The 8,573-nt window shown below is 71.4% G+C and carries 7 protein-coding genes and 1 pseudogene; 4 read left to right on the top strand and 4 right to left on the bottom strand.

Going from position 1 to position 8,573, the window contains the following annotated elements; translation table 11 throughout:
• Window positions 1–121: 121 nt before the first annotated feature.
• Window positions 122–1,090 (top strand): DUF389 domain-containing protein, encoded by a 969-nt coding sequence (locus tag QH270_RS00825; protein WP_280338425.1) that lies wholly within the window; start codon window positions 122–124, stop codon window positions 1,088–1,090.
• Window position 1,091: 1 nt separating this feature from the next.
• On the opposite strand, the gene QH270_RS00820 is transcribed toward QH270_RS00825, so the two are convergent.
• Complete coding sequence (locus tag QH270_RS00820; RefSeq protein WP_280338424.1) at window positions 1,092–2,111, bottom strand: hypothetical protein; 1,020 nt, start codon at window positions 2,109–2,111, stop codon at window positions 1,092–1,094.
• Between the two features lie 194 nt (window positions 2,112–2,305).
• On the opposite strand from QH270_RS00820, the gene QH270_RS00815 reads away from it, so the two are divergent.
• Both QH270_RS00815 and QH270_RS00810 read left to right on the top strand, forming a co-directional pair.
• On the top strand, window positions 2,306–3,475 hold the full coding sequence (locus QH270_RS00815; protein ID WP_280338423.1) for a phosphotransferase family protein: 1,170 nt from the start codon (window positions 2,306–2,308) through the stop codon (window positions 3,473–3,475).
• Window positions 3,476–3,541: 66 nt separating this feature from the next.
• The gene (locus tag QH270_RS00810; RefSeq protein ID WP_280338422.1) at window positions 3,542–4,363 is read left to right on the top strand and encodes a siderophore-interacting protein; all 822 of its coding nucleotides are present in this window, start codon (window positions 3,542–3,544) and stop codon (window positions 4,361–4,363) included.
• A 70-nt stretch (window positions 4,364–4,433) separates the two neighbouring features.
• Here the strand turns inward: QH270_RS00810 and QH270_RS00805 are convergent, their stop codons facing one another.
• The 3 genes from QH270_RS00805 to QH270_RS00795 all read right to left on the bottom strand — a co-directional run bounded on the left by QH270_RS00805 (window position 4,434) and on the right by QH270_RS00795 (window position 7,824).
• Window positions 4,434–5,681: an RNA polymerase sigma factor gene (locus tag QH270_RS00805; RefSeq protein WP_280338421.1), complete on the bottom strand. Its 1,248-nt coding sequence runs from the start codon at window positions 5,679–5,681 to the stop codon at window positions 4,434–4,436.
• Window positions 5,678–6,031 (bottom strand): YciI family protein, encoded by a 354-nt coding sequence (locus QH270_RS00800; RefSeq protein ID WP_280338420.1) that lies wholly within the window; start codon window positions 6,029–6,031, stop codon window positions 5,678–5,680. Before QH270_RS00800 ends, QH270_RS00805 begins: the two co-directional genes overlap by 4 nt.
• 131 nt (window positions 6,032–6,162) lie before the next feature.
• On the bottom strand, window positions 6,163–7,824 hold the full coding sequence (locus tag QH270_RS00795; protein ID WP_280338419.1) for an alkaline phosphatase D family protein: 1,662 nt from the start codon (window positions 7,822–7,824) through the stop codon (window positions 6,163–6,165).
• Between the two features lie 93 nt (window positions 7,825–7,917).
• Here QH270_RS00795 and QH270_RS00790 point away from each other — a divergent pair.
• Window positions 7,918–8,400, top strand: a pseudogene (locus QH270_RS00790) (AAA family ATPase); the annotation flags it as partial.
• Between the last annotated feature and the right edge of the window lie 173 nt (window positions 8,401–8,573).

Raw genomic sequence — 8,573 nt, 5'->3', positions numbered from 1 at the left:
CAAGCCCGCGGCCGACGCGGCGAAAGCCGTTGCCGCGGAGAAATAGCGCGTACACAGGGGACCCGGTACCTTCTGGTCTGTTCACGCGCCGCCCCGCGGTGCCGACCGGAAGGGCCACCCTGTGCTCCACCTGCGTGTGATCTCGCCGCCCGAGCAGACCGATGCGCTGATGGGGGTGCTCGCGGCCGATCCCGGCGTCACCCATGTGACGCTCGCGCGCGGCATCGCCGTCGAGCCGGTCGGGGATCTCGTCCAGGCCGATGTCGCCCGTGAGGCCGCCAACGCCGTACTCGCCGACATCAAGAGGCTCGGTCTCGTGCACAGCGGCGGCATCACGCTCAACCCGGTCGAGACCGTGCTGTCCGATGCCGCCGAGCATGCCGTGCACGAGGCGCCGGGCGACCCGGACGACGCGGTGGTGTGGGAACAGCTGCAGGCCGAGACGCACGAGGAATCCTCGCTCAACGCCACCTTCGTGGCCTTTCTGACGATCGCCTGCCTGCTGTCCTCGATCGGTGTGGCGACCAACTCGGCGGTCACGATCGTCGGCGCGATGGTGGTCGGCCCGGAGTTCGGGCCGCTGGCGGCGCTGTCGGTGGCGCTGGTGCGGCGCGAGTGGCGGCTGGCCCGGCGTTCGCTCATCGCGCTGGTCTTCGCGTTCCCGTTCGCCATGGCGGTGACCGCGCTGGCCACCATGATCTGGGAGAAGGTCGGCTGGATCACCACCGAGGGCGTGCTCGACGCGCACAATGTCGACTTCATCTACCAGGTGGGGCCGTTCTCCCTGGTGGTGGCCCTGCTGGCGGGTGCGGCCGGCATGCTCTCGCTGGTCACCTCGAAGTCCGCGGCGCTGGTCGGCGTGTTCATCTCGGTGACCACGGTGCCCGCCGCCGGATACGCGGTGGTCGCGGCGACGGTCGGCGAATGGACGCGCGCGTTCCAGTCGGTCGGTCAGATCGCGGTGAACCTGCTCGGCATCGTCGTGGCCGGGGTGGCGGTGCTGTGGCTGCGGCCGCGCGCCGGCAACGATCCCGGCCCGTTCGAACGACTCAAGCGTGCCCTGGGCATGCGCACGCTGCCGGGCCGCTGACTCAGATCCGGGCGACCGGCCCGGCGGTGAGGACCCGGTAGCCGTAGGTGACCGCGATCGCGCACACCGGACCGGCGACGAACAATCCGAGCCCGCACAGCACCAGCCCCACGGCGGTGACCAGCGCGATCGTCAGTGCCAGCAGCAGGGCGGCCCACAGATTGTTCACCACCAGGATCGCGCTCGCCTTGATCGCCTCCAGCGGACCGTAGTCCTGGTCGATGACGAAGTGCAGCGAGAACATGCACAGGAAACCGACCACGAGTCCGGGCAGCAGGCACAGCGAGGACGCGAGGAGTGTCGCGGCGAAGGCCAGCAGGGCGGTGAGCAGGACATTGCCCGCGTTCACGAAGCGGAAGAACGAGCCGAAAGCCGGTGGGTATCCGTCGGTTTCGTAGAGCGCGCCGCGGATCATCACCGCCTGCAGCAGCCACAGGGCCACCGCCACCATCAGGAACAGGAACAGCACCGTGAACAGCGAAGTGGGATCGAAGATCTGGACGATCGCGAGGACGGCCAGATAGATGAGCACCCCCACCGCCGTGACGCCGAGCCACGGGCCCGGATTGGCGCGGAAGCGTTCCCAGCCGTAGCTCAGCGACCGCCCCACATCGAGCGTTTGTGTTTCCGGCTGGTAGTAACCCTGCGGCTGCCCGCCGCCGGTGGCCGACACGCCGGGCGCGGGGGTGGCCGGATAGTTCCCGGTGTCCGGTTTCCCCTGTGGCGCGGGGTAACCGGGACCGGTGCCCGCCGGACCGTACTGCGGTGCCGCGTGCCCGGTGCCGGCAACCGGCGGAGCGGGCTCGAGCGGTTCGTCACCGTACTGCGCGGCGCCGGGGCCCTCGAATTGCGGATACCCTGCGCCACCGGCCATTCCGTGCCTGCTCGGCCCCTGGCCGGACGCGGGCGGCTGACCCGGCCCCTCGTGGCGGCCCGTGCCCTCGGCGAACTGTCCGCCACCGCCGGATCGCGGTGGCCCACCCGGTGAATCGCTCGATGCGGCGTACGGTGTGTCGGTCACTGTGGTAGACCTTTCGACTCAACCGGTTTGCGGTGTGGCGCACAGCAGTTGACGATGAGAAAACCCGACGGCGCACTGGTGTGTCAAGCGAACAGGCACACCCGGCGCAACCCTGGCCCCAACACGCCGAGCGACGCGGAAAGGTTGTGTAACCGCTCGCTAGAAGTGACCAGGTACGAGTAGCTTGAGAGGCGATGACCGCACTATTGGCCGAACGCGCCGCCGACGTCGTGTCCGCAGCACAACAGTTGCTCACAAAGCGAATGGGTGCTCCGGTGAAGCTGAGTGATCCGATGGAGCTCAGTGGCAGTGGCAGGACAACAGTCCTGCGTGTGCGTGTCGCGGAGAACGCTTTCTCGTTGCCGCGCACGCTGATCGTGAAACAGGTGCGCGGTACCGCCTCGGACCGCGTCACCGGTGGCATGGCGCCCGGAGTCGCCAGCATCGATGCCGCGTTCCTGCGCGAGGCGGTGTCCTACCAGTTCACCACCGCGCTCAGCCGCGAACAGCGCCCCGGCGCCTACCTGATCGCGCACAGCGTGCCGGACCGGCTGCTCGTGCTCTCCGATCTGGGCGAGAACGCGCTGCTCACCTCCGTGCTGCAGACCCGCGCCGAGCCCGGCACGCGGAACTCGCTGATGGCGTTCGCGCAGGCGCTGGGCCGGATGCACGCCGCGACCGTCGGACGCGAGCCGGACTTCGTCGCCCTGATGCGGCGGGTCGACTCGGCGCACCGCGTCGACGGCATCGCCCAGCAGGCCCAGGCCGCGATCGCTGATGTGCCCGGCCTGTTGCAGGCCGAACTCGGCATCGAGGTCCCCGGCGAGATCGCCGAGCGCATCGTGCACGGCAATCGCCTGTTCACCGGCGGCCGCTACCGCGCGTTCAGCCCGTCGGACCTGTGCCCCGACAACGTGATCATGAACGACGAGGGCGCCCGCTTCCTCGACTACGAGTGGGGCGGCTTCCGCGACGCCACCCTCGACATCGCGTACGCGCTGGTGTCGTTCCCCGGCTGCCTGTGCGATTTCGAGCTGTCGCGCAGCAGGGCCAGGGAGATGGTGGAGGCGTGGCGCTCGGCGGTGGTCGGGGTGTGGCCGTCGCTGGCCGACGACACCGTCCTGGCCGAGCGCATCCTGGAGGCGCGCCTGATCTGGGTGTGGCTGTCCACGTACTGGTTCCTGCCCGCCGACCACACGCGCATCGCCACCGCCCGTGAGCACGGCCTGTCCGTGCCGCGCTCGGAGGCGCTGATCAACCGCTGGTCGGCGCTGGCCGAGGATGCCAGGGTCACCGGCGACGACGCGGTCGGCGACTTCGCCGAACAGGTGTCGGCCATGCTCGAGGAGCGCTGGGCGGAGTAGCGAGCTCCCCACTTCCCGGCGCGACGGGAGTACCGTCGCGGTGGTCCGAGGAAGTTGGGAGCAGCAGTGCCGAATCCGGTCAGTGTCACCGTCGTCCGCAAGCAGTGGTTGACCCCGCACCTGGTGCGGATCGTCGGCCGCGTCGGGCCGGAGTTCACCCCGAACGCCTTCACCGACGCCTACGTGAAGCTCGTCTTTCCGCCGCCCGGCGTCGAATATCCCGAGCCGCTCGACCTCGACACCGTGCGTGCGACCCTCGGCCCGGAGAGTCAGCCGGTGCTGCGCACCTACACCGTGCGGTCCTACGACGCCGAGCGGCGCGAGATCAGCATCGACTTCGTGGTGCACGGTGACGAGGGCATCGCGGGGCCGTGGGCGCGGGCGGTCGAGCCGGGCGCGCGTTTCTGGCTGAACGGGCCCGGCGGTGCCTTCGCCCCCGATCCCGCGGCCGACTGGTATCTGTTCGCCGGGGACGAGTCGGCGCTGCCGGCCATCGCCGCGGCCGTGGAGGCGCTGCCCGCAGGCGCGCCCGCGCTCGTGTTCGTCGAGGTGGGCGGCGCCGAGGACGAGATCGCGCTCAGCTCACCCGGCGACCTGCGCCTGCGGTGGGTGCATCGCGGCGTGTCCTCGGACCTGATCCCCGACGATCTGGCCGGCGAGCACGCGCCGCTGGTGGCCGCCGTTCGCGCGACCGAGTGGCTGCCCGGCCAGGTTCAGGCGTTCGTGCACGGCGAGGCCGAGGCCGTGATGCGCCACATTCGCCCCTATCTGCGCAAGGAACGCGGTGTCGCGCCGAAGTGGTTCTCGATCTCCGGGTACTGGCGGCGGGGGCGCTCCGAGGAGGGGTTCCGCGAGTGGAAACGCGCGTTCGCGGCCGAGGGCGCCTGAGGGGGAGCACGCCGTCGACGATCGGGCCGTCGGTTCGCCGCGTGCGCGGGGTGCCATGAGTCGCCGGGGGTCACCCGGCCAACGCCGAGTGCTTGCGCAGCAGGTGGGCGCGTTCGACGGTGTTGTCGGTGAGCAGCAGCGCGGCCTCGTAGGCGGCGAGCGCCTCGTCGGTGCGCCCCACCTCCGCCAGGAAGGCGGCGCGGGCCGCGTCGAGGTAGCCGTAGGTGGCGAGCGCGGGTTCGTCACCCAGTGGGCCCAGCAGTGCCAAAGCCCGGTCGGGATCACCGGCCAGGCCGACCGCGATCGCGTGGTTGAGCCGGGCGACGGGCGACGGCCACACGCGCAGCAACAGCCGGTAGAGCCCGATGATCTCGGGCCAGTCGGTGTCGGCCCACGTGGGTGCCTCGTCGTGGACGGCGGCGATCGCCGCCTGCAGCGTGTACCGATCGGTATGTGGCAGCGCCTGTTTCACCAGGGCGATGCCCTCGGCGATGGCCGCCTGGTCCCAGCGCGCGCGGTCCTGGAACTCGAGCGTGCACAACTCGCCCGCCGCGTTCACCCTGGCCGCGCGGCGGGCATCGGTGAGCAGGATCAGCGCGAGGAGCCCGGTGACCGCGGGGTCGTCGGGCACCAGCGCGTGCATCATCCGCGCGAGTTGCCGCGCGCGGCCCACCAGATCGGTGCGGACGAGTTGCTCGCCGCCGGGCGCGGTGTGGCCGGTGGTGAACAGCAGATGGATGACCGCGCAGATCGCGTCGAGACGGTGCGGCAGTTCCCGCACCGACGGCACCCGGTACGGGATCGCGGCGACCGCGATCTTCTTCTTCGCCCTGGTGATCCGCGCGGCCATGGTCGCCTCGCTCACCAGGAACGCGCGGGCGACCTCGGCGGTGGTCACGCCGCAGACGAGCCGCAGCGTGAGCGCCACCTGCGCAGGGAAGGCAAGCGCGGGATGACAGCAGGTGCTGATCAGCCGGAGCCGGTCGTCGGGGATCGCCGGGCCGTCGAGATCGGCGAGGGCCAGGTCGGCGGGATCGGCGACCGGTTCGTCGACGACGAGTCGAGGCAGGGCGCGGCGCAGGGTGCTGTCGCGGCGCAGCAGGTCGAGGCCGCGCCGCCGGGCCACCGTGGTCAGCCACGCGCCCGGTCTGGCCGGGACGCCGTCGCTCGCCCAGGCGGTCAGCGCGGCGGCGTAGGCGTCCTGTACGCACTCCTCGGCCAGATCGAAATCGCGGACCAGCCGCACCGTCGCGGCGAGCACGAAGGCCCATTCACGACGGTGCGCCTGCTCGACGGCCGCGGCCGCCGTCGTCGTCACGGCTGCGGGAAGACCTTGATCGGGCGCACCTCGACGCCGCCGGTCGGGGCGGGCACCTGCGCGGCGAGCGCGATCGCCGCGTCCAGGTCCGGCGCCTCGATCAGGTAGTAGCCGCCCAGTGCTTCCTTCGCCTCGGCGAACGGACCGTCGGTGATGACGACCTCGCCGTCGGCATCGTGACGCAGCGATGTCGCGGTGCCGGTGGGCTGCAGGGCGTGGCCGCCGAGGTTGGCCTCGCCGGCGAGCTGCTGGAAGGCGCGGTGCGCGGTGAGCATGTCACCGAGTTCGGCGGGGGACATGGCGGCGTAGGTGGCTTCGTCGCCGTAGATCAGGACCAGGTACTGGCTCATGGGGGAGCTCCTTCGGATCTGGGCTGCCCGCTCGTCGGGTGGCCGTACTTCTCCGACGAGCGAACGCGGCCGCGATCGACAGCCTCCCGCAGAATTCTGCGCCGATTTCCGCGGCGCCGACAGATCCGTGCTCAGTGCACCGGTCGCGGCTCCACGCGGCCGCCGGTGGGCACCGCGAAGGAGACGGCATGACGCACGCCGGTGGCCGGATCGTTGACGTCGAACACGTAGAACCAGTCCATCCGCGCCTGCTCGGGCGTCACCTCCAGCACGCCGTAGCCGTGCGAGTCCAGCTCGACGTAGCGCAGGTGGAGATTGGCGGTCTTGATGGCCTCCTCGGCGGGGACCGAGGCGGTGCGCGGCGGCACCTTCAGCAGGTCGCCGACGCTGGACGAGGTGACCGACGGGACGACGAATTCCGCGCCGACGGTGGGCCCGCCGGGATAGTTCGCGGCGTCGAGGGGCAGGTCGGCGGCCCAGGAGGTGTGGATGTCGCCGGTCAGGAACACCACGTCGCTGACGCCGTTGTCGGCGATCGCGCGATACAGGGTGGCGCGGTCGGCGGTGTAGCCGTCCCACTGGTCACCGTTGACGGTCAGGCCGCCCTGCGGCAGCCCGAGCACCGAGGTGATGGCGTCGGTGGTCGCCGGTTCCAGCGGCGGGAACACCACCGGGGCGACCATCACGGAGTTGCCGATCAGTTTCCACCGGGTGGGTGCGGATACCAGACCCGCGGTGAGCCACTCCATCTGGGCCCGGCCGGTGATCGTGCGGGCGGGATCGTCGGCGCGGCGCCAGCCCGCGCCCGGCCCGGCCTCCTCGTCGCGGTAGGTGCGCAGATCCAGCATCGAGAGCTCGGCGAGTGTGCCGAACCGCAGCCTGCGGTAGATCCGCAGCCCGCCGTCGGCGCGGTCGGCGCGCACCGGCATCCACTCGAGGTAGGCCTGCGTGGAGGCGGCCTTGCGGTCCTGCCATGGTCCGCTGACGGCGGGATCGTGGTGGGAGGAGCCGTCGCGCCAGGAGTTGTCGGCCGATTCGTGGTCGTCCCAGGTGCACACGAACGGCACCGCCGCGTGCAGGGCCATCAGGTCGGGGTCGGTCTTGTACTGGCCGTGCCGGATCCGGTAGTCGGCGAGGCTGACGATCTCGTGTACCGGATCGTGTCCCCGGACCGCGCCTGCTCGGCCGCCGTATTCGCCGCGCCCGTACTCGTAGAGGTAGTCGCCCAGGTGCAGGACGACGTCCAGGTCGCCGCGCGCGGCCAGGTGGCGGTAGGAGGCGAACCAGCCCGCTTCCCAGTTGGAGCACGAGACCACGCCCAGGCGCAGGCGGTCGACCTCGGCGTCGTCGGCGGGGGCGGTGCGGGTGTGGCCGACGGGAGAGGTCTCGCCCAGCGCGGTGAAGCGGTAGACGTAGTCGGTGCCCGGGGTCAGGCCGGTGGCGTCGACCTTCACGGTGTGGTCGCCGGCCGCGGTGGCGGTGGCCGTCCCGGCGGCGGCGAGCCGGCTGAACGACTCGTCGGCCGCGATCTCCCAGCGGACGGTGGCGGGAGCGCCGAGCCCGGAACCGGGGGTCGCGTCCTCGGCGACGGTGACCCTGGTCCACAGGATCACCGCGTCGGGCAGTGGATCGCCCGAGGCGACACCGTGCCGGAACACCGCTCCCGCGGCGTGCGCGGGCGCGGCGGTGAGCAGCGCGGCCGCCGCGGCGGCGGTACCGCCTTTGAACAGGGTGCGGCGAGCGAACTGTCCTACGGCGAACCCGGTGTTTTCGACCACGATCAGCGATCTCATCCCAGCGCGGCCCGGCGCGCAAGTCGGACACACAAGAATTGGGCAGCCGTTCAACTCGCGGACCTGTCCGAGGGCATCGGTACCCTGCTCGACGTGAGTGACAGCCTGTTCGACGTGCCCGGCGACGACCCCGCACCCGCGCAGGGGCTCGACGCGGTGGTCCGGCGCGATCCCGGGGCGCCCCTGGCGGTCCGGATGCGGCCGCGCTCGCTCGACGAGGTGATCGGGCAGCAGCACCTGCTCGGCCCCGGCTCACCGCTGCGCCGTCTGGTCGAGGGCTCGGGGGCGGCCTCGGTGCTGCTCTACGGCCCGCCCGGCACGGGGAAGACCACCCTGGCCTCGCTGCTGTCGCAGGCCACCGGCCGCAGGTTCGAGGCGTTGTCCGCGCTGTCGGCCGGGGTGAAGGAGGTCCGCGCGGTCATCGACGTGGCCCGGCGCAGGCTGACGGTGGGGGAGCAGACCGTCCTGTTCATCGACGAGGTGCATCGCTTCTCCAAGACCCAGCAGGACGCGCTGCTGGCCGCGGTCGAGAACCGGATCGTCCTACTGGTCGGGGCCCCCCCCCCCGAACCCGCGGGGTGGGGGGTGTGGGGGGGGGGTTGGGGGGCGGGGGGGTTGGGGGGGGCCCCCGGGTTACGGTTTGAGCACTTCTTGGTGGGCGGTTTGTCCGGTTGTTGGTTTTTTGCATGGTTGGGGGGGGGCGGGTGTTAACGGGGGGGGGGTGGGTGGTGCCTGGGCCGGGGTTGTCA

The sequence above is a fragment of the Nocardia neocaledoniensis genome (assembly GCF_029868625.1).
GTDB classification, from domain to species: Bacteria; Actinomycetota; Actinomycetes; order Mycobacteriales; family Mycobacteriaceae; genus Nocardia; species Nocardia neocaledoniensis_A.
Note: the sequence above shows the minus strand (reverse complement) of the source record. Positions and strands in the feature narration are given on the sequence as shown.

What these genes read in the sequence shown, in the direction of transcription:
- QH270_RS00815 (WP_280338423.1), top strand. Translation starts at nt 2,306, where the DNA reads ATGACCGCACTATTGGCCGAACGCGCCGCCGACGTCGTGTCCGCAGCA.
- QH270_RS00800 (WP_280338420.1), bottom strand. Translation starts at nt 6,031, where the DNA reads ATGAGCCAGTACCTGGTCCTGATCTACGGCGACGAAGCCACCTACGCC.
- QH270_RS00795 (WP_280338419.1), bottom strand. Translation starts at nt 7,824, where the DNA reads ATGAGATCGCTGATCGTGGTCGAAAACACCGGGTTCGCCGTAGGACAG.